The organism is Sphingomonas sp. P2_B6 (assembly GCF_056404755.1).
Map to the genome: position 1 here is coordinate 18,638 of NZ_JBFUDK010000020.1, position 19,560 is coordinate 38,197.

Genomic DNA, 19,560 nt, shown 5'->3' on the forward strand with positions numbered 1-19,560 from the left:
GTTCATCAATGGGCTCACGGAGTATACCGAAGGGCGTAAAGACTTGGTTAAAACCCCGTTAGGCGTTTCCAAATCGCACCCATTTTATCGGCCTTGCGCCCCGGATCAGTCGTATTTTCTTCGTCAGCCGGATTCACTCAGGCTTTAGTGTACGAAAAAGCGCCCCGGAAACAAATCCGGGGCGCTTTTTGCGCAAAATAGATATTGCGGTTCTTACTGATCGAGAAAGCTGCGCATCTTGCGCGATCGTGACGGATGCTTGAGCTTGCGCAATGCCTTCGCTTCGATTTGCCGAATACGCTCGCGCGTCACCGAGAATTGCTGGCCGACCTCTTCCAGCGTGTGATCGGTGTTCATGCCGATGCCGAAGCGCATGCGTAGCACGCGCTCCTCGCGCGGGGTGAGCGAGGCAAGGACGCGGGTGACCGTTTCCTTGAGATTGGCCTGAATCGCGGCGTCGACCGGGATGACCGCGTTCTTGTCCTCGATGAAATCGCCGAGATGCGAATCCTCCTCGTCGCCGATCGGCGTTTCGAGGCTGATCGGCTCCTTGGCGATCTTCATCACCTTGCGGACCTTTTCGAGCGGCATGGACAGCCGCTCGGCCATTTCCTCGGGCGTGGGCTCGCGGCCCTGCTCGTGCAGGAACTGGCGGCTGGTCCGCACCAGCTTGTTGATCGTCTCGATCATGTGCACCGGAATACGGATGGTGCGCGCCTGGTCGGCGATCGAGCGGGTGATCGCCTGGCGGATCCACCAGGTGGCATAGGTGCTGAACTTGTAGCCGCGGCGATATTCGAACTTATCCACCGCCTTCATCAGGCCGATATTGCCCTCCTGGATGAGATCCAGGAACTGCAGGCCGCGATTGGTGTATTTCTTCGCGATCGAGATCACGAGCCGCAGGTTCGCCTCGACCATTTCCTTCTTGGCGATGCGCGCTTCGCGCTCGCCCTTCTGGACCATGTTGACGATGCGGCGGAACTCGCCGAGCGACATGCCGGTCGCCTGGCTGATCTCCGAAATCTCGATGCGGATCCGGTCGACCGCATCGCTCTCGTTCGCGACGAACGCCGTCCATTTCTTGTCGAGCTTCGACACGCTGGGGAGGAACTGCTCGTCCAGCTCATGGCCGATATAGCGGTCGAGGAAATCCTTGCGCGGCACCTTGTGGCGCTCGGCAAGGCGCAGCATCTGGCCGCCCAGCGCGGTCAGGCGCCGGTTGAAGGCATAGAGCTGATCGACGAGATATTCGATCTTCGCATTGTGGAACTGGACGCTCTCGACTTCGGCGGTGAGGTCCTCGCGCAGCTTCTGGTACTTGCGCTCCTCGGCACCCGACAGCTCGCCGCCCGCGGCCATCGCCTCGAGCCGCTGCTGCTGCATCTTCGAGAATTTCTTGTAGATCGCCGTGATGTTGGCGAACCGCTCGAGCGCCTGCGGCTTGAGCTGCTCTTCCATCTGGGCGAGGCTGAGGGTGTTGTCCTCTTCCTCGTCATCCGACGGCCGCGGCGTGCGCCGCTCGGTCATCGAATCCTCGTCCTCGTCGGCGGCGGCCTCCTCGGGCTCTTCCTCTTCCTTGAACGACGGGCCGGCGGTCTTTTCCGAGATTTCGCCCGAACCTTCGGCGTCGTCGTCGGTCAGCGACTCGGGGGCAGGGTCCTTGGACAGCATCGCATCGAGATCGAGGATCTCGCGCAGCTGCATCGTGCCTTCATTGAGCGCGGTCGACCAGTCGATGATCGCGTTGAAGGTGATCGGGCTTTCGCACAGGCCGAGGATCATCGTGTCGCGGCCGGCCTCGATGCGCTTGGCGATGGCGATCTCGCCCTCGCGGCTGAGCAGCTCGACCGCGCCCATCTCGCGCAGGTACATGCGCACCGGATCGTCGGTGCGATCGATGACCTCTTTTTTCTTCACGTCGAGCGCGGGCGCGCTTTCCTCGGACGAATCGACCGATTCGACCTCGTCCTCGGGCTGATCCGCCTCTTCGCCGTCCTCGCCGGCTTCGTCGTTCTCGACGATGTTGATGCCCATCTCGTTCAGCGCGGACATCACGTCCTCGAGCTGGTCGGACGACATCTGGTCCTGTGGCAGCGCTTCGTTGAGCTGCTCATAGGTGATGTAGCCACGCTTTTTCGCGCGGGCGACCAGCTTCTTGATCGACGCATCGTTCAAGTCGATCAGCGGCGCATCGCTGTTTTCGGTCGTGTCAGCGACGTCCGCCATTTCCGTCTTCGCCATTAATTGCCCTCGGTACCTAAAGCTCTGGCGTCTTCGTTCGCTTGCACCAGATTTGCAAGTCGTGCGTCGAGCGCCTGTTGTTCCTTCACCAGCGAAACCTGCCGTTCAAAGGCTTCGTCCGAATAACGCGCCATGAGCGCCGCCGTTGCTTCCGCCAGTGCCGCATCCACTTCCGGCCGTGCCACCAGAATGGCGATGGCTTCGTCCAGATCCTCCCTCGCTCGCACGGGTTCGGCGCCTTTCAGCGTGAACGACCACGATAATTGGTCGGCCCGTAGCAGATTGCTGGCGATGTTATCGAATCCTGATTTCGCCAATATGGTGAGCAAGCCGTCGCTATCAAGCGCCTGATCTTCAACCGCGAGATCGACGACGGCCTCGAACAGCCTTCCCAGCGCGCCATCGGCAAGTTTCAGCGAGCCGAGAACCTCCATGTGGCGGGCGATTTCGGCCGGGTGGCGGATCAGGCCGGCGAGCACCGCCTTGGCGAGGATCCGGTCGATTCCGGTGGCGCGCACACCCTTGGCGACTTCGCCCACGGGTGGATCGGGCGCTTTCCATTTCTGGCCGGGCTTACGCTTCGGCCCCGGCTGAAAGGCGCGGAAGGGCTCGCGGACGCGGGCATAGAGATCGTCGAAGCGGCGGCGGAATTCGGCCTGATATTCGATGCTGACATTCTTGTCGGCGATCGATTGGGCGATCTCGTTGAGGCGCATTTTCAGCCCGGCCTTTTGTTCGGGCGTGTTCAGCGGCTCGGCGGCGAGTTCATGCGCCCAGAGCCGGTCGACCAGCGGTTCGGGGGTGCGGAGTAGTTCCTCGAACGCGGCGGGGCCCTTCATGCGGACCATATCGTCCGGGTCCACGCCCTCGGGCAGGGTGACGAACGCGAGGCTGCGGCCGGGGGCGAGCATCGGCAGCGCGCGGTGGGCGGCGCGCATCGCGGCTTTTTGTCCGGCCGAATCGCCGTCGAAACAGAGGATCGGGATGTCGGAGAGGCGCCACAGGCGTTCGAGCTGCGCTTCGGTCAACGCGGTGCCGAGCGGGGCGACCGCTTCGCCGAAACCTGCCTGGGCGAGGGCGATGACGTCCATATAACCCTCGACCACCAGCACGCGGCCGGTTTTGCGGGAGGCCGGGGCGGCGCGATCGAGATTGTAGAGCGTGCGGCCCTTGTCGAAGAGCGGCGTCTCGGGCGAATTCAGGTATTTGGGCTCGCCGTCGCCGATGATGCGCCCGCCAAAGGCGATGGTGCGACCGCGCGGATCGCGGATCGGGATCATCAGCCGGCCGCGGAAGCGGTCGTACGGCTCCTTGCCCTCGACCGAGATCAGCAGCCCGGTCTCAACCAGAATCGGGTTGCCATAGTCCTTCAACGCCTCTTTCAGCTTGCCGCGCGAATCGGGGGCAAAGCCGAGACCGAAATCCCGCCGCGCCTGGTCGGTAATCCCCCGGCGCTTGAGCAGCGCGACCGCCTCGCCGCCATCGAGACCGCCGAGCTGTGCTTCGAACCAGTCTGCCGCGGCTTTCATCGCATCATGCAGGCCCTTGGCTTGCTCCGCTTTTTCGGCCGAGCGCGGGTCCATCGCGGGCAACTCCATGCCGGCGGCCTGGGCCAGCTCCTTCACCGCGTCCATGAAGGGCAGGCCGCGCTGATCGGTCATCCAGCGGATCGCATCGCCATGCGCGCCGCAGCCGAAGCAATGGTAAAAGGCCTTGTCGTCGTTGACGTAGAAGCTTGGGCTCTTCTCGTTGTGGAACGGGCAGCAGGCGCGGAATTCCCGGCCGGCCTTTTGCAGCTTGGTGGTGCGGCCGATCAGTGCCGAGAGGAGGGTGCGGCTGCGGAGTTCGTCGAGGAATTGGGGGGAGAGGCTCATTGGGGCGCCTCCTCCGGGCGCGCACCTCTGCTCCCTCGCTCGTTTGCAGAGTCACCCACCCCACCGTTCGTTTCGAGCGAAGTCGAGAAACCTTGTGGCACGGGACGTATGTTTCTTTCCTTGGGCGGCTTCGCAAGATGCGAGACCATCGACCAGTCGCCAGCGATCAGCGCTTCTTTCTTGCCTCTGGACCAGCCGCTTACGATTCGTTCGGCCTCGAGAGACTCGATCCGCGACCCGAAACTCTCGGACCAAGCCAACTCGATCGGGAGGCGGCGCGAGGTGTAGTCGCAATACCCGCCGGTCTGATGCTCGCCGATGCGCCGATCGAGATCGTCAGTGTGGCCGGTGTAGAATTTGCCGTCCGCGCACCGCAACATGTATGCCCAGAAAGCCATGGGGCATTGTGCCCCACGCTCCCCATTCGTGTCGAGCGTCGTCGAGACCCAACAAGGGCATTGCCAGCCAGGTTTCTCGACTTCGCTCGAAACGAACGGAGGGGTGATGTTCGGTCGTAAGGACCTTACGCCAAAGCCGACTTCACCAGCCCGCTCGCCTTGCTCATATCCAGGCTCTGCGCATGCCGCGCCTTCAGTTCCGCCATCACGCGGCCCATGTCCTTCATGCCGCTCGCGCCCAGCTCGACCTTGATCGCTTCGATCGCCGCCGAGGTTTCCGCCTCGCTCATCTGCTGCGGCAGGAAGCGTTCGATCACCGCGACCTCGGCGGATTCGGCGTCCGCGAGTTCCTGGCGGTTGCCCTTCACGAACATCTCGATCGATTCGCGGCGCTGCTTGACCATCTTCTGCAGCACTTCGACCACCAAAGTGTCGTCGTCCTCGGGCGCCTTGCCGGTGCGTGCTTCGATATCGCGGTTCTTGATCGCTGACTGGATCAGGCGGAGGGCGGCGGTGCCTTGCTTGTCTCCGCCCTTCATGGCGGTGACGAGCGCGGCCTTGATGTCGTCGCGAATCATTGTCGGTCCTTTTCGGTAATCCGTACAGATAGCGCGGCGGCCCCATCTTTAACAGATTGACGCTCCGCCCCGCGAGGCTTAGCGACCGCCGCTTAGCGACATCGAAACCCGAAGGAGTGCCCGCCACGATGGCCGACGCCAAACCCGTAACTGCGCCCGAAGGAGCGACGGGAGTCCTCGTCCTCGCCAATGGGGACATTGCGTGGGGGCGCGGATTCGGCGCTGAAGGCGAGGCAGTGGGCGAGGTATGTTTCCACACCGCGATGACCGGCTATCAGGAAGTGATGACCGATCCGTCCTTTGCCGGGCAGATCATCACCTTCACCTTCCCGCATATCGGCAATGTCGGCGCGAACCCGGAGGACATCGAGGCGAACGACCCGCATGCGCTGGGTATCATCGTGCGCGAGGACGTGACCGCGCCGTCCAATTTCCGCTCAGTCGAGCGGCTCGACGACTGGATGAAGCGGCACGACCGAATCGGCCTTTCCGGCATCGACACGCGCGCGCTGACCCGCCGCATCCGCACCGGCGGCGCGCCCAATGGCGTGATCTCGCACCGCGCGGACGGCCAGTTCGACATTCCCCTGCTGCTGGAGATGGCGCGGGGTTGGCCGGGGCTGGAGGGCATGGATCTCGCCATCTCGGTCACCACCGAGACGCATTATGGCTGGGAGGGTGGCATCTGGCGGCTCGGCTTCGGCTACGGCGCGGGCGGGGCCGAGGATGCGCGGCCGCATGTCGTCGCGATCGATTACGGCGCAAAGCGCAACATCTACCGCAATCTGGTCAAGGCCGGCGCCAAGGTCAGCGTGCTGCCGGCGACCGCGACCTTTGAGCAGGTCATGGGGTTGAAGCCCGACGGCATCTTCCTGTCGAATGGCCCGGGCGATCCCGCCGCGACCGGCGACTATGCCGTGCCGGTGATCCGGCAGCTGCTCGAGACGCGTATCCCGCTGTTCGGCATCTGCCTTGGTCACCAGCTGCTCGGCCTTGCGGTGGGGGCCGAGACCACCAAGATGTTCCAGGGCCATCGCGGCGCGAACCATCCGGTCAAGCGGCTGAGCGACGGCGCCGTCGAGATCACCAGCATGAACCATGGCTTCGCAGTTCGCAGCGAGACGCTGCCCGCCACCGCGCGCGAGACTCATGTGTCGCTGTTCGACGGATCCAACGCCGGGTTCGAGCTGACCGACCGGCCGGCGTTCAGCGTGCAATATCATCCCGAGGCGAGCCCGGGTCCGCAGGACAGCCTGTACCTGTTCGAGAAGTTCGTTGGATCGCTGGAGAAGGCGGCATGAGCCTGCCCGAGGTAGACCAGACCAGGTTCGAGCAGGAGTGGCTCGGCGACCAGGACGTGCTCGCGCGGCTGGCCGAGAGCGGCGACCGGCCCGAGCTCGAGCGACTGGTCGATGTCAGCTTCACCGGCGACGAGGATGCGCTGGACCAGCTCTCCGAGGAGGCCGGCAAGTTCGGCTTCTCGGTGATCGAGCGCGAAGAGAATGAGGATGGCGGCGAATCGCTGTTCCTCGCGAGACACCAGAAGGCGGACGCGGCGTCGATCAAGGCGCTGACGCTGCAATGCCTGCAGATCGAGATATTGTACGACGTGGAATATGAAGGTTGGGGCTGCATGGCCGAAACGGGATCGAGCCACTAATGCCAAAACGCACTGACATCTCCTCCATCCTCGTCATCGGCGCCGGCCCGATCGTCATCGGCCAGGCGTGCGAGTTCGATTATTCCGGCACGCAGGCGATCAAGGCACTGCGCGAGGAAGGCTATCGCATCGTCCTGGTCAATTCGAACCCGGCGACGATCATGACCGATCCCGAGCTGGCCGACGCGACCTATGTCGAGCCGATCACGCCCGAGATCGTCGCCAAGATCATCGAGAAGGAACGCCCCGACGCCGTCCTGCCGACGATGGGCGGGCAGACCGCGCTCAACACCGCGCTGGCGCTGTTCAACGACGGCACCTTGGAGAAATACGGCGTCCAGATGATCGGCGCCGATGCCGAGGCGATCGACAAGGCCGAGGACCGGCTGAAGTTCCGCGACGCGATGGACAAGATCGGGCTGGAATCCGCTCGCTCGGCGATCGCGCATACGCTGGAAGAGGCCGTTGCCGGCCTGGAGACGACCGGGCTGCCCGCGATCATCCGCCCCAGCTTCACCATGGGCGGATCGGGCGGGGGCATTGCCTATAACCGGACCGAGTTCGAGGAGATCGTGCGCAAGGGGCTCGATGCGTCGCCCACCACCGAAGTGCTGATCGAGGAATCGCTGCTCGGCTGGAAAGAATATGAGATGGAGGTCGTGCGCGACCGCAACGACAATTGCATCATCATCTGCTCCATCGAGAATGTCGATCCGATGGGCGTCCATACCGGCGATTCCATCACCGTCGCGCCGGCGCTGACGCTGACCGACAAGGAATATCAGATCATGCGCAACGCGAGCATCGCGGTGCTGCGTGAAATCGGTGTGGAAACAGGTGGTTCCAACGTCCAGTTCGCGGTGAATCCGAAGGACGGGCGCCTCGTCGTGATCGAGATGAACCCGCGCGTGTCGCGCTCGTCGGCGCTGGCGTCCAAGGCGACCGGCTTCCCGATCGCCAAGGTCGCGGCCAAGCTGGCGGTCGGTTACACGCTCGACGAGATCATCAACGACATCACCGGCGCGACCCCGGCCTCGTTCGAGCCGACGATCGACTATGTCGTCACCAAGATCCCGCGCTTCGCCTTCGAGAAGTTCAAGGGCGCGGAGCCGATCCTGTCGACCGCGATGAAGTCGGTCGGCGAAGTGATGGCGATCGGCCGCAACATCCATGAATCGATGCAGAAGGCCCTGCGCGGCCTGGAGACGGGGCTGAGCGGCTTCAACCAGGTCGATGCGCTGGTCGGCGCGCCGCGCGACGAGATCGAGGCGGCACTGGCGCGCGCCACGCCGGACCGGCTGCTGGTCGCGGCGCAGGCGCTGCGCGAAGGCTTCACCGTCGCCGAGGTGCATGCGATCGCGAAATACGATCCATGGTTCCTGGAGCGGATCGCCGAGATCATCGCGGCCGAGGAAGAAGTGTGCCGCGGCGGCCTGCCGCGCGATGCGGCAGGCATGCGCCGGCTCAAGTCGATGGGCTTCAGCGACAAGCGGCTTGCCTGGCTCGCGCTCAAATCGGCCAATCTCCACGGCGGCATGGACCGCGGCATCGCGCGCGGATCGGGCCTGATCCATGAGGCGGTGGTGGCGATGACCGGCGGCATCACCGAAGACGAGGTGCGCAAGCTTCGCCACAAGCTCGGCGTGCGGCCGGTGTTCAAGCGGATCGACACCTGCGCAGCCGAGTTCGAGGCGAAGACGCCGTACATGTACTCGACCTATGAGGCGCCGAGCTTCGGCGAGCCCGACAATGAGTCGATGCCGTCGGATCGGCGGAAGATCGTCATCCTGGGCGGCGGGCCGAACCGGATCGGGCAGGGCATCGAGTTCGATTATTGCTGCTGCCATGCCTGCTTCGCGCTGGCCGAGGCCGGCTATGAGACGATCATGGTCAACTGCAACCCGGAGACGGTGTCGACCGATTACGACACGTCGGACCGGCTCTATTTCGAGCCGCTGACCGCCGAGGACGTGCTSGAGATCCTGCATGTCGAGCAGCAGAACGGTACCCTGGTCGGCGTGATCGTGCAGTTCGGCGGGCAGACCCCGCTCAACCTGGCCAATGCGCTGGAACAGGCGGGTATTCCGATCCTGGGCACCAGCCCGGACGCGATCGACCTGGCCGAGGACCGCGAGCGGTTCGCCGCGCTGATCACCCGGCTCGGCCTGCGCCAGCCCGCCAACGGGATCGCGCGCAGCCGCGACGAAGCGATCAAGGTCGCCGAGCGGATCGGCTATCCGGTGCTGATGCGGCCGAGCTATGTGCTGGGCGGCCGGGCGATGGAGATCGTCGACGGCCCGGCGCAGCTCGACGATTATATCCAGACCGCGGTGCAGGTGTCGGGCGACTCGCCGGTGCTGATCGACCAGTATCTGCGCGACGCGATCGAGGTGGATGTCGACGCGATCTCCGACGGGACCGACGTGACGGTCGCGGGCGTGCTGCAGCATATCGAGGAAGCGGGAGTCCATTCCGGCGACAGCGCCTGCTCGATCCCGCCCTACAGCCTGTCGGACGAGATCATCGCCGAGATCGAGCGCCAGACCAAGGCGCTGGCCAAGGCGCTGTCGGTCATCGGCCTGATGAACATCCAGTTCGCGGTGAAGGACGGCCTTGTCTATCTCATCGAGGTCAACCCGCGCGCGAGCCGGACGGTGCCGTTCGTCGCCAAGGCGATCGGCGCGCCGATCGCCAAGATCGCGGCGCGGGTGATGGCAGGCGAGAAGCTCGCGGCGCTGCCGGCGATCGACCGGGCGATCGACTATGTCGCGGTGAAGGAAGCGGTGTTCCCGTTCAACCGTTTCCCGGGGATCGATCCGGTGCTCTCACCAGAAATGAAGTCTACCGGCGAAGTGATGGGGATCGATAGCGATTTCGTCATGGCCTTTGCCAAGTCGCAACTCGGCGCGAGCAATGTGCTGCCCAAAAGCGGCACCCTGTTCGTCAGCGTGAAGGACAGCGACAAACCGGTTGTCCTGCCGGGCGTGAAGCTGCTCGCCGAGAATGGCTTCGCCATCGTCGCCACAGGCGGCACGGCGGATTATCTGCTCGCGCACGGCGTGCCGGTCGAGCGAGTCAACAAGGTGGCGCAGGGCAGGCCGCATATCGTCGACCGGATCAAGGACGGCCAGATCGGCCTGATCTTCAACACGACGGAAGGCTGGCAGTCCTTGAAGGACTCGCAGCCGATCCGCGCGTCGGCGCTGAATCAGAAGATCCCGTACTTCACCACGGCCCCCGCCAGTGTGGCCGCGGCCCAGGCGATCGTGGCGCTTGCGACACGCAGCCTTGAAGTACGGCCCTTGCAATCCTATTATTCGCACTCGCACAAATAATTTCCCACATGAGAGTGACGTGCGGGCGGGTCCGTGAAGGGCCGGCTTGAAGAAGATTTTTTGACGAAGGACCTAAAGGGATGGCGACCGTCGACAAGATGCCGATGCTGCAAGAGGGCTATGAGAAGCTCAATGCGGACCTGAAGCGGCTGAAAGCGGAGCGCCCGACCATCGTCGACGCGATCGAGGAAGCGCGCGCGCACGGCGACCTTTCCGAAAATGCCGAATATCATGCCGCCAAGGAGCGGCAGGGGCAGATCGAGGCGTCGATCTCCGACATCGAGGACAAGCTGAGCCGCGCGCAGGTGATCGATCCGCGCGACCTGTCGGGCGACAAAGTGGTGTTCGGTGCGACCGTCACGCTGCTCGATGAGGACGACAAGCCGATCCGCTATCAGATCGTCGGCCAGACCGAGGCCGATGCCAAGGGCGGCCGCATTTCCTATAATTCGCCGCTGGGCCGGGCGCTGATCGGGCGCAAGGTCGACGACGAGGTCGAAGTGACGGTGCCGTCGGGCGACCGTTATTACGTCGTCTCGAAGATCGAGTTCATCTGAACGGAATCGATCTTCCGCGGGGCCGGTTCACCGACGCGCTGGTTGCGCTGTCGGTCTTTACCGTCTTGCTCGCCACGGCGGTGTTCGGCCTGGACGCGGCCGCGATCTGGTTCGGCTTCACGCCGGGGGATTTCCTGGCGGGCGGGTGGAGCAACGACCCGATCCGGTCCTGGCTGTCGCCGCTTGCCTCCGCCTTTCTGGCGCGCGATTTCATCTCGGCGATCTTCAACCTGATCTTCCTGCTGATTGCCGGCCGCTATGTCGAAAAGGCGATCCGACCGATCGGGCTGGGCGTGATCTTCGTCGCGGGCGCCTATGGCGGCGCGCTCGCGCGGCTGATCCTGACGCCCGGATCGGCGCTGGCCAGCGCCGGGGCCGACGCATCGGTGTTCGCGGTGATCGGCGCCTATTTCATGCTGTACGGCGTGCCGAGCGCCATCCCGATCGCGCGGCACCATAGCCGGCTGACCCAGATCGCGATCCTTGCCGGCATCTGGATGGCGATCCAGATCGCCTTTGCCGTGCTGTCGCAAAGCTTCGCGGTATCGGTGACGATCGTCGAGCCGATCGGGGGGCTGCTGGCGGGCGTGGCGCTGGCACGGCCGATGCTGGCCTGGGCTTATCGTAAGGCTTGAGGGAGGACGTTAGACTGCCCTCTGCCTCAACCCCAATCCGCTCGTAAAACGCACTGAAGTCGGGAGCGATGATGGCGTCGCGATTGCCGCCCGCGACCATGTCGATCGCAAATCGCCGGTCTGAGCGCCTTCACAACACCACCAAACGCCCAGCCACGGGCCATCAGCCTGATTTCGGCTTCTTCCCCGTAGCGAGCGGCTTCAAGGCGGCTTGCGACATCCATGGCATTAGCTGGGCTTCGTCCATCTCATCCGTCGATGCCAACTCGACGCCGCGCGTGGCCTTGCCCATTCCGACAGGCGTTACCGGAGGCTCGGGGCTTAGCTCGGTGCCCCGAATGAACATCAGCTTCACATGGCCGACAAAGGCGCCGGACGAGAAGCACCAGCCGTCAGGCACGCCATAATAGGCCATGCCCCATTTCACCGCGCGCTTGAGGTCAGGCACTGCCTGCATGGCCAGTTCGTCGACACGCTCGGCGATACCGCGCTGGGGCTGCGGTAGACTGGCGATATAGGCGAACACCGGCTTGTCCCCTTCTGCGGCCTTGGCCGAACTGGCTTTGCCCGTCATGGCAACGAGGAGTTCTGACTCTCTTGTGGTGGCGGGCTGATTGCCCGAAACTTTTGTCATGCGATGTTCTTTCGCTGTCGGCCGAGGTCTGGCACTTGATTGCTGAGCTGGGCTTTTGACGCGACGCGCATAACCTCGCACAGCCTCGTTTCTCCCACATGACGACTGCATCTCCGCCATCGCGGTCGGCGCGCCGTCGGACCACCGCTCCCATGGAGTGCATTGGAACGACGAATGAGCGGATCGATATTCGACATCGTCTCGTAAATTTTTTGAAGATACGGATGACGAATGGCCGCATTGGGGAGCGACGCCACTTTCATTGCCACGAGCGGGCTGGAGCGCGTCGACCAGCCTCGGCGACATCGCGCAAGATGTGCATCTTGGCAAACTAATCGCGGTGGGCTTGGCAACCGCGGGCCGCATGGCGATTTTCCCACCTCCTACCCAGATGAAGAGCGCGCCACACGGTGCCGCCGCGGCATGGTTCACGCAACGACCGGATGAAGGGGTCGCCGTCCCTCGAGAGGAGCAAGTGTGGCTACACCAACAAAGGTGGGACGCGGGAAGCCGGTGGGCGAGCGTCGATTCTTCGCAGCCATGGCGATCGTTATCGCCGTAGCGACGTTCGTGGGCTTCGCGCCAAGCTATTATCTTGCGCCGGCGTTCCATGCCAAGCCGCTGTCGGCCCTGCTGCATCTTCACGGTCTCGTCTTCACCGCATGGATATTGCTCTATGTCGCGCAGACCGCGCTGATCTCGGCGGGCCGCACCGACATACACCGGTTCGTCGGGCCGGTTGCGGCCGTGCTCGCCGTCGTCATGGTCCCGTTGGGTATCGCGACCGCGATCATCACCAAGCACGTCGCGGCGGTTCATCACGTGCCGCCGCAGGGGCCGCCTCTGGTCTTTCCCCTGGGGGCGATCCTCACCTTCGCGGTGCTGGTCGGCGCGGGCGTGACGATGCGCACGCGATCTGCCTGGCACAAGCGGTTGATGCTCCTGGGCACATTGGCGATCCTGACCACACCGCTCGCTCGGGTGACACGCTTCACGCATATCGGGCTGAGCCCGGCATTCGGAGGGATGATCCTGACCGACATCCTGCTGGCGGCGCTGGTGGTCTATGATGTCAGGACGCGCGGCACCCTGCATCTCGCGACGATCTGGGGCGGCGGGTTCTTCCTGGCGACTCAGCTGATCCGCATCGCGCTGAACGCGATGCCCGCATGGCAGGCATTCGCCAAGAGTCTGACGGGCTAAGCCCAACGGCTGCCATGCACCCAGCCTATGCCGGCACGCACCAACGATCCAGCGCCTGTTCCAGGCCGAGCACGCTATCCCTCTCGCCGGCCCAGGCGACGCACGCATCGGGGCGGATCAGCATCGAGGGCCCCGTATCGACCGCCGCACTGCGCACGCTTTGCGTGGCGGCCGAAACGAGCCTGGAGGCCGACCCGTCCGCCGACGCGTCGAGGAACACGCCCATTCCGTCCTGCATGAGATCGTAGAGCGACCCGCCGCCGACCGGCCGGTCGCCGATGAGCCGTCCGACCGCGTCATGCTCCGAGCCGAGATCGTAGCGGTTGGCCAGCCCGCTCATCATCCCGCCGATGAAGCGGTTGGCCTCGTCGCCCTCCATCAGCGTCGCGACGATGGCGCGCATCGCCGCCGCCTGCGGGTCGGGTCGCATGATCGCGGCCTGGGCGAGGGTGTTGGCCAGCACGGCTTCGGCGACCGGCCGCCGCTCGGCCTGATAGGTGTCGATCAGGCTTTCCGGCATCGTCCCGCGAACCACCGCGGCCAGCTTCCAGCCGAGGTTCGCGGCATCGGCGAGCCCGAGGCTCAGGCCCTGGCCGCCAAAGGGCGAGTGAATATGCGCGGCGTCGCCGGCGAGCAGTATCCGGCCGTTGCGGTAGGTGTCGACGAGGCGCGTATTGTCGGTCCAGCGGCTGGCATTTTCGAATACCGTCACGCGCACGTCCGCGCCGCTGACCCGGCGCAGCACCTGTTCGAACGTGTCGCGGGTGACCGGGGCGTCGCGGGCTTCGGGCGGGCCGCTGAAATCCAGCATGACCAGGCGACCGGCGAAGGACATGTACATGCCGCCGGACGTGTACTGGAAACCATGGGCGGCAAGCCGTTCGGGATGATCCACCTCGGCGACGGCCTGGTACATCGTCATCGTCGGGTCGCAGCCGGGAAAGGCGAAGCCCGACAGCTTGCGGACGGCGCTGCGGCCGCCGTCGCAGCCGAGGAGCCATGAGCAGCGGACCTGGCCGTTACCGGTCTCCGAGCTCCAGTCGACATCGATCCCGTCGGGCCGCTGCGTCAGGCGGTGGACGTCGCATCCGCGGCGGACCTCGATCCCGAGCGCGCCGGCGCGCTCACCCAGCATCGCTTCGATATTTTGCTGGTCGATCGGGCTGCCGAGCCGGTCCGGCTCGACCTGCGCATCGCGTCGGATCAGCATCAGGCCGGCGAAATGGCCGCTATAGCGGCCCCCGGGACCGCGCGGCGCCGCCTGGCCATGGCCCGCGGGCCGCGCCATCGCGGCAAAGGCGCGGGCCTGCGCGGCGTCGATCGCCGAGGCCATGCCGCGCCGCCGCAGTGCCTCGATGCCGAGCGCGCCGATGCCGCCGGCCTTCAGCACCTTGCTCGGTTCGGTCAGCCGTTCCAATACAAGGACGCTGGCGCCGCCAAGGGTCAGCTCGATCGCGGCAAGGAGGCCGACCGGACCTGCGCCGACCACGACGACATCATAGGGCGTTTCCATATACTCAATCCCAATATATACTCGATACATAATAGGTGGGAGTGAATGAGCGACCTGTCAACACCGACCGACCGCCGATCGCGCAAGCGCCTCGCCACGCGGCAGGCGATCTCGGACGCCGCCACCTGCCTGTTCCTGGAGCGCGGTTTCGACGCGGTGACGATCGATGAGATCGCCGACGCCGCCGATGTCGGGCGCATGACCGTGTTCAATCATTTCCCGCGCAAGGAGGACATGTTCTTCGACCGGGACGATGAGGGCCGCGCGGTCCTGCGCGAGGCGTTGCGGGATCGCGATCCGGGGGTTCCGCCGATCGAGAGCCTGCGCCTGCTCGCGCATCGGCTGGTGGCGGAAGGGCGGCCGTTCGTGGAGTTCTCCGCGATCAGCCAGCGCTTCATCGCGACGATCGAGGCAAGCGAGACGCTGAAGGCGAGGGCGCGGGCGATCCGCGACGAGCTGGCCGGCGTGGTGGCGGCGGCGCTGGCCGAGAGCGTCGGACGGGAGGCCGATGGCGACGCGCGTCTGGCGGCCGGCCTGTTGCTGGCGACCTGGACGGTGGCGTTTCTCGAGGCGCATGGGACCTATCGCCGGACGGGGGATGGGGGGGCAGCGAATGCCGCCTTTCTCTCGATCGTCGACCGGGGGAGTGTGGGGCTGGTCGCGGCGATGGCGGGTACGCCCTATGCGTGACGCTGCGTAAGGGGATGACGATGCAGGCCAAGCCCGTGTTTTGCGAGATCCGGTACCGGCTCGATCCGGACAGGCTGGAGGCGTTCGAGGACTATGGCCGGGCCTGGACCCGGTTGATCGAGCGGCACGGCGGCGTCCATTACGGCTTTTTCATGCCGCGGGCGGCGCCGGGCGATGCGACGATCAGTTTTCCGGGCAAGGGACAGCCGGGCGCCGAGGATGTGGCGATCGCGCTGTACGGGTTTCCCGATGAGGAAAGCTACAACAACTATCGCACACAGGTTCCGCTCGATCCCGAGGCCGCGTCCGTCATCGAACGCTTCGCCGCGCCGCCGTTCAGGGGCTATGAGCGGGTGTTCCTTGCGCCACTGGCGCGGGAATGACGGCTCACCTGATCGGACATCAGGCCGGGAGCGGGTGCCGCTCCCGGCCTGATGGATAACCTCCCCGTTCGCCGCTCAACCTGAACGGGGGAGGTGGATCAATTCAGCTTAGAAAGCGCTATTGGGCGCGTTCCGGAGCTGCTCCCGCGCCCTTCACATCACGTCGACGCTTTTGCTGACCAGGATATTGACCGCGACGCGGCGGTTCTGCGCCTTGCCTTCTTCGGTGTCGTTGCTCGCCAGCGGGTCGGCCGTGGCCATGCCGGTGGGGGTGAGCATGCGATAGGGTTTCCAGCCGCATTTCTGCTGGAGGTAATTGATGACCCGGTTGGCGCGCTTTTCGCTGAGTGCCTGGTTGATATCGTCGCTGCCGGTCGAATCGGTGTAGCCGACCACCAGGATCAGGGCGTTTTCGGTTGCCTCGGCCGTGGTGGCCGTCGAGCAGAGCTGAGCCCTGTCCTCAGCGGAGAGTTCCGACTTGCCGGTATCGAAGTGCACGTTGGTGGTGCCCTTGATGTTATATTTGTCGATATCGCCGAGGCGGCCGCGCAGCGACTCGGTTGCTGCGGTCTGTTCATCGAAGCGCTGGTCCGTCGCGTTGCGGATCATCGTCGCGGTCTTGAGGTCGTTCTTGCGGAAGCTGACCTGGCTCGCGACCAGCTCGGCGCCTGGCTGGCCGTCCGCCTGCAAGGTCTTGACGGTGACCGGCATGCCGTTGAGCAGCGCATCTGCGCCGAGCTTGCCGCCACCGCCGAACAGCCCGCCGCCGCCCTTGATGCGGGTGGAATCGGTGACGGCGATGACCACGGCGCTACCGTCGGCGGTCCTGACTTTCATCTTGTCGCCATTGCGCGCGGTGATGACGCCCTTGACCTCGGGCCCGGCGGTCATCGCGGGCGGGGTGCCATAGACGACGACGTTAGACTCGGGCGCGCTCTGCTGCTGCTGGTCCTGCTGCGGCTGCTGATCCTGCGCGGACACGGCGCCCGACACGGACACGGCCAGAGCGGCAGCCAGGAAAGGCACGCCTGCCCTTTGGGGAATGACACGCATTGAGCAATCTCCTCTACTTTGCCCCCCGACGGCCCTTGCGTGTTCGGGTGAAGCTGTCTCCCAGATGAACAGGGCCGGGAGAGTCTCTGTCCCGGCGGTCGGTTCGAGCGCGGCGTGCGACGAACCGAGGCCGATGGCGCGGCGACCGCGACGCCTGTATTGGCCCCGGATGGACAGCGAGACAGACTTGGAGACCATGTTGCTGGGGCCGGTCCTCGCCGATCGCGTATGCGGGGCGTGCACGGCGTGCTGCACCGTGCTCACCGTCGATACGCCCGATTTCAGCAAGCCGGCGGGAACGCCCTGCACTTATCTGACGGCGCGCGGATGCGGCATCCATGCGGTGCGGCCGCCTATCTGCCGGACTTGGTTCTGCGCCTGGCGCCGGGTCGCGGCGATGCCCGACGAGGCCCGGCCGGACCGGTCAGGCGTTCTCGTGTCGCTCAATTTCGAGAAGAAGCCGCGCAACTGCTTCGAAGGCGTATCGATCAACGTCCGCGCGCTCGCCGGCAGTGAAGCGATCGAGACCGGCATGGCGGCGACGATCCTCGACAGCCTGTGCGATCAACTGGTCCCGGTCTGGTTCAGCGACGGGTCGAGGAAGATGCTGATGCACCCGGACAACGACGTCGCCAGCCTCGTGCTATCGGGAGAAGCCGCGCCCGCGCATCTTGAAGACGAAGTGGGGGCGTGGCGCGAGCGCTACGGCGTTTTCGCGGCGAAGGATTAGGCCTTGGGCGTTTCCAGCACGTCAGGCTGGAGCAGGCGGTGGAGATGCACCACCACGAACTTCATCTCGGCATCGTCGACCGTGCGCTGCGCGGCGGAGCGCCAGGCTTTCTCGGCGCTGGCATAATCGGGATAGATGCCGACGACCTCGATCGAATCGAGATCGTCGAAATCGAGATGGCGGGGGTCCTTGACGCGGCCGCCGAAGACCAGGTGGAGTTTGCTCATGGATCGGGCTTCCCAAGGGAGGAGTCACCCGTCCTTAGAGCGTGAATTCCGCGAGGTGAACCATCCAGCGCGGCTTTTTGTTACTTGCTGGACGCTTTGGCGGCGGCGGCCGAACCGGCGCTGGACAGCGCCTTGACCACGCCGTCGAGCAGCTTGCCGACCTGGTCGCGCGCTGCCGCCTTGTTGAGGCCGAGCGCGTCGAGTTCCGCCTTGCCCGCTTCCTTCGCTGCCTGAGCCGCGCCGGCAGCCGTGTCGGTGATGCGCTTGCCGACCGGGCCGAGCAGCTTGCCCTCCTGCTCGGTGCGCGGGATCACCGCGCCGGCGAGCACGCCGATCGCGACGCCGCCGACCAGAACGGCGAGCGGATTGGCTTCGATCCCCTCGGCGGTGCGGCGCACGGCCTCGCGCGCGGTGTCACGCGTGGTCTCCAGCGCCTTTTCGGCGGTGCTGCGCGGCGTGGCCTTCGGGGTTGCGGGCTTTTCGGTGGTGGGGGCGTTCATTCGGAGGATCCTTTCCGTCGGGCAGGCGCCCGTTTGGGTTTCAAACTCGCGGGACGCTCGGGAGTTTCATCGAGATAGACCTCGATGAGATGCTTGATCGGCCCGCGGGCAAGGAGCAGGCCGACCGCCGCGGCGCCCCCCGCGAGGGTGAGGGGGTGGCGCTTGAGGCTTTCCAGACCGTCCCGCCCGATTTCCTGCGCCGCCTCCTTCAACTCTCCCATGGCCTCGCGGGCAAGCGCCTTCGGGTTGAGCCGGGCCTGGAGGTCGACGAGCGTCCCGGCCAGGCGAGCGCGCGCCGCCTCGGCCCGCCGCTTCGCCGCTGGCAGGTCGGTAGCGTCGTCGATTGCCTCGGGCAGGTTTTTAGGCGGGCTCATTCGGGCTTGTCCGACATATCGGTGATCTTGCGAACCTTGGCGATGGCGAGGCGGACAAGCAGGGCGGCGACCCCGAGCGAGAGCAGCACGACCAGGATCGTCGCCCCGACCTCGCCCAGCGGACGCCGCAGGATCAGCAACAGGCCGAGCACCGTCGCGATCATCGCCGACTGGGCCAGCAGCAACGCTACCACGCCGAGGATGATCGCGGTGCGCGCCTCGCCGACGCGGCTGAGGAACTGGGCGCGATACAGCCTGATCTCCGCGCGCACGAAGCGTTCGGCGTCGTCGATCAGGCGCGAGAACAGGGCCGCAATGCTGTTGCTGTCATGCTCTTCCGGCGGTTGCTCGGCCATGTTCCCCCCGGTTCCTGTCGGATCAGGCGTCGTCGCGGTCGGCCGCGTCGAGGCCCGACTTGATCAAGCGCACCAGCACGAAACCGATCGCCGCGGCGGTGCCGATCGCCACGGCCGGGCTCTTCTTCACGAAGCCGCGCGCATCGTCGATCAGGTCGTCGAGATTCTTCTGCTTGATCGATTCCGAAAAGCCCGAGACGGCGTCGGCGGCGCTGCGGGCATATTGGCCATATTGCGGGCCAACCTTCTCGTCGACGGTGCCGGCGGCCTCGGTCATCATCTTGGCCAGTTCGTCGAGCACGCCGCCCGCACGGGCCTTGCCGTCCTCGGCATAGGCGCGGGCCTTGTCGCCGGCGTCCTTGGTGAGCTTGGAGGCGCTGTCCTTCAGCGTCTGCGTCGCGGCCTTGGTCTCGGCCTTGAAGCGTGGGGTGGCGGTGTCTGCGGTGGTTTCCACGGTCGGGCCTTTCTTCGGCTTGGCCGGCTTGGGGGCCGGCTTTGCGGTTGTCGCGGCAGGCGAGGTCGTGGCGGCAGCCGCTTTCCGCGGTGTCGCGGTGGTCGCGGCCTTCTTCACCGGTTTGGCCGGTTTGGGGGCCTTGGGAGTTTCGTCAGCCATGCT

Annotated in this window: 21 protein-coding genes; 9 read left to right on the plus strand and 12 right to left on the minus strand. The window is 65.2% G+C overall.

The genetic code is table 11. The annotated features are described in order from the left end of the window. Positions 1 to 213: 213 nt before the first annotated feature. From rpoD to AC1DX5_RS21660, 4 genes are all read right to left on the minus strand, one after another. Positions 214 to 2,244, minus strand: coding sequence for an RNA polymerase sigma factor RpoD (gene rpoD, locus AC1DX5_RS21645; protein ID WP_465172885.1), 2,031 nt, complete (start codon positions 2,242 to 2,244; stop codon positions 214 to 216). Next, positions 2,244 to 4,118 carry a DNA primase gene (dnaG, locus tag AC1DX5_RS21650; RefSeq protein ID WP_478017325.1) on the minus strand — a complete coding sequence of 625 codons (1,875 nt, stop codon included), beginning with the start codon at positions 4,116 to 4,118 and terminating at the stop codon, positions 2,244 to 2,246. The genes rpoD and dnaG overlap by 1 nt, the downstream gene beginning before the upstream one ends. Then, positions 4,115 to 4,516, minus strand: a complete 402-nt coding sequence (locus AC1DX5_RS21655; RefSeq protein WP_478017326.1) for a GIY-YIG nuclease family protein — start codon at positions 4,514 to 4,516, stop codon at positions 4,115 to 4,117. Before AC1DX5_RS21655 ends, dnaG begins: the two co-directional genes overlap by 4 nt. 125 nt (positions 4,517 to 4,641) lie before the next feature. Further along, positions 4,642 to 5,094, minus strand: coding sequence for a GatB/YqeY domain-containing protein (locus AC1DX5_RS21660; protein ID WP_478017327.1), 453 nt, complete (start codon positions 5,092 to 5,094; stop codon positions 4,642 to 4,644). Between the two features lie 128 nt (positions 5,095 to 5,222). Here AC1DX5_RS21660 and carA point away from each other — a divergent pair, with 128 nt between their 5' ends. From carA to AC1DX5_RS21685, 5 genes are all read left to right on the plus strand, one after another. Beyond that, entirely contained in the window at positions 5,223 to 6,395 is a 1,173-nt protein-coding gene (gene carA / locus AC1DX5_RS21665; RefSeq protein WP_478017328.1) for a glutamine-hydrolyzing carbamoyl-phosphate synthase small subunit, read from the plus strand. Further along, positions 6,392 to 6,754, plus strand: coding sequence for a ribonuclease E inhibitor RraB (locus tag AC1DX5_RS21670; RefSeq protein WP_478017329.1), 363 nt, complete (start codon positions 6,392 to 6,394; stop codon positions 6,752 to 6,754). Before carA ends, AC1DX5_RS21670 begins: the two co-directional genes overlap by 4 nt. Next, the gene (gene carB, locus AC1DX5_RS21675) at positions 6,754 to 10,089 is read left to right on the plus strand and encodes a carbamoyl-phosphate synthase large subunit (RefSeq protein WP_478017330.1); all 3,336 of its coding nucleotides are present in this window, start codon (positions 6,754 to 6,756) and stop codon (positions 10,087 to 10,089) included. The genes AC1DX5_RS21670 and carB overlap by 1 nt, the downstream gene beginning before the upstream one ends. 80 nt (positions 10,090 to 10,169) lie before the next feature. Next, on the plus strand, positions 10,170 to 10,646 hold the full coding sequence (gene greA, locus AC1DX5_RS21680; protein WP_332715884.1) for a transcription elongation factor GreA: 477 nt from the start codon (positions 10,170 to 10,172) through the stop codon (positions 10,644 to 10,646). A gap of 65 nt (positions 10,647 to 10,711) precedes the next feature. Further along, the gene (locus AC1DX5_RS21685; RefSeq protein WP_478017331.1) at positions 10,712 to 11,281 is read left to right on the plus strand and encodes a rhomboid family intramembrane serine protease; all 570 of its coding nucleotides are present in this window, start codon (positions 10,712 to 10,714) and stop codon (positions 11,279 to 11,281) included. Positions 11,282 to 11,444: 163 nt separating this feature from the next. On the opposite strand, the gene AC1DX5_RS21690 is transcribed toward AC1DX5_RS21685, so the two are convergent. Continuing rightward, positions 11,445 to 11,915, minus strand: a complete 471-nt coding sequence (locus tag AC1DX5_RS21690; protein WP_478017332.1) for a DUF1801 domain-containing protein — start codon at positions 11,913 to 11,915, stop codon at positions 11,445 to 11,447. A gap of 540 nt (positions 11,916 to 12,455) precedes the next feature. Here AC1DX5_RS21690 and AC1DX5_RS21695 point away from each other — a divergent pair. Further along, positions 12,456 to 13,118, plus strand: a complete 663-nt coding sequence (locus AC1DX5_RS21695; RefSeq protein ID WP_478017333.1) for a hypothetical protein — start codon at positions 12,456 to 12,458, stop codon at positions 13,116 to 13,118. A gap of 25 nt (positions 13,119 to 13,143) precedes the next feature. Here AC1DX5_RS21695 and AC1DX5_RS21700 read toward each other — a convergent pair whose 3' ends face one another. Then, the gene (locus AC1DX5_RS21700; RefSeq protein ID WP_478017334.1) at positions 13,144 to 14,631 is read right to left on the minus strand and encodes an FAD-dependent monooxygenase; all 1,488 of its coding nucleotides are present in this window, start codon (positions 14,629 to 14,631) and stop codon (positions 13,144 to 13,146) included. 45 nt (positions 14,632 to 14,676) lie between these two features. Here AC1DX5_RS21700 and AC1DX5_RS21705 point away from each other — a divergent pair, with 45 nt between their 5' ends. Further along, a complete protein-coding gene (locus AC1DX5_RS21705; protein ID WP_478017335.1) occupies positions 14,677 to 15,321 on the plus strand; it encodes a TetR/AcrR family transcriptional regulator in 645 nt (214 codons plus the stop codon). A 20-nt stretch (positions 15,322 to 15,341) separates the two neighbouring features. Further along, a complete protein-coding gene (locus tag AC1DX5_RS21710; protein ID WP_478017336.1) occupies positions 15,342 to 15,704 on the plus strand; it encodes an NIPSNAP family protein in 363 nt (120 codons plus the stop codon). Between the two features lie 153 nt (positions 15,705 to 15,857). Here the strand turns inward: AC1DX5_RS21710 and AC1DX5_RS21715 are convergent, their stop codons facing one another. Next, positions 15,858 to 16,757, minus strand: coding sequence for an OmpA family protein (locus AC1DX5_RS21715; RefSeq protein WP_465172898.1), 900 nt, complete (start codon positions 16,755 to 16,757; stop codon positions 15,858 to 15,860). 169 nt (positions 16,758 to 16,926) lie between these two features. Here AC1DX5_RS21715 and AC1DX5_RS21720 point away from each other — a divergent pair, with 169 nt between their 5' ends. Continuing rightward, positions 16,927 to 17,487: a YkgJ family cysteine cluster protein gene (locus AC1DX5_RS21720; RefSeq protein ID WP_465173908.1), complete on the plus strand. Its 561-nt coding sequence runs from the start codon at positions 16,927 to 16,929 to the stop codon at positions 17,485 to 17,487. On the opposite strand, the gene AC1DX5_RS21725 is transcribed toward AC1DX5_RS21720, so the two are convergent. From AC1DX5_RS21725 to AC1DX5_RS21745, 5 genes are all read right to left on the minus strand, one after another. Further along, on the minus strand, positions 17,484 to 17,714 hold the full coding sequence (locus AC1DX5_RS21725) for a DUF4170 domain-containing protein (RefSeq protein ID WP_465172899.1): 231 nt from the start codon (positions 17,712 to 17,714) through the stop codon (positions 17,484 to 17,486). The two genes, AC1DX5_RS21720 and AC1DX5_RS21725, sit on opposite strands and share 4 nt — an antisense overlap. Before the next feature lie 80 nt (positions 17,715 to 17,794). Continuing rightward, positions 17,795 to 18,214 carry a hypothetical protein gene (locus AC1DX5_RS21730; protein ID WP_465172900.1) on the minus strand — a complete coding sequence of 140 codons (420 nt, stop codon included), beginning with the start codon at positions 18,212 to 18,214 and terminating at the stop codon, positions 17,795 to 17,797. Continuing rightward, positions 18,211 to 18,588, minus strand: coding sequence for a DUF3618 domain-containing protein (locus tag AC1DX5_RS21735; protein ID WP_465172901.1), 378 nt, complete (start codon positions 18,586 to 18,588; stop codon positions 18,211 to 18,213). Before AC1DX5_RS21735 ends, AC1DX5_RS21730 begins: the two co-directional genes overlap by 4 nt. Then, positions 18,585 to 18,944, minus strand: coding sequence for a phage holin family protein (locus AC1DX5_RS21740; protein WP_465172902.1), 360 nt, complete (start codon positions 18,942 to 18,944; stop codon positions 18,585 to 18,587). Before AC1DX5_RS21740 ends, AC1DX5_RS21735 begins: the two co-directional genes overlap by 4 nt. 22 nt (positions 18,945 to 18,966) lie before the next feature. Beyond that, the gene (locus tag AC1DX5_RS21745) at positions 18,967 to 19,557 is read right to left on the minus strand and encodes a hypothetical protein (protein WP_465172903.1); all 591 of its coding nucleotides are present in this window, start codon (positions 19,555 to 19,557) and stop codon (positions 18,967 to 18,969) included. Positions 19,558 to 19,560 lie beyond the last annotated feature (3 nt).